We start from the raw sequence: 585 nt of genomic DNA, 5'->3' as shown, positions 1-585 counted from the left end.
ATAAATCGTAGTTTAGAATAAATGATTTTAGTAGTGTATGCAATGTCAAAATTACCTGATTAGAATTAGCAATAGGAAGTGACTTATAATAAGTTGAAATTGTTTTCCTAAGGTTTTCATCAAGATTATTTTTCTTTAATAAATTATTTATAAATTCATCACTTGGCTCATTTTCTAAAAAAGGACCTATAACTAATATATCGTTTGATATTTCACGTGAAAATGAAAATGTTATTGTTATAAACTCCATAGTACTATGTACTACACATAAAGCATTTTCCTTCATATGAGAGATACCATCAATCATAGAATCATTAGTATCATTATTATTCCATATTACTTTTCTAAATTCAAAATTAAGATAATTATTAAATTCAGAAACTTCCCCTATTTTTGTAGTATTAATATTAAACGAACTATTTAAAATTGAGGATATTATATTATAAAAATCATCATAGTTAAAAGTTGTTTTAAGCATTTCTACCCCCTATGTTAAAATAAAATATTTTTTTAACAATACACCTAAAAATAATACAACATTATATAAAAATTGTCATAACATATGTATATTATCATAATATATAA

Annotated in this window: 1 protein-coding gene; it reads right to left on the bottom strand. The window is 21.9% G+C overall.

From position 1 onward, the window contains the following. Positions 1-478: hypothetical protein (locus G3997_RS05685; protein ID WP_296644223.1), on the bottom strand; the 478-nt coding region annotated here is incomplete at its 3' end. Between the last annotated feature and the right edge of the window lie 107 nt (positions 479-585).

Source organism: Romboutsia sp. 13368 (assembly GCF_018336475.1).
Classification (GTDB): Bacteria; Bacillota; Clostridia; order Peptostreptococcales; family Peptostreptococcaceae; genus Romboutsia.
This window is presented reverse-complemented; position numbering and strand designations above follow the sequence as displayed.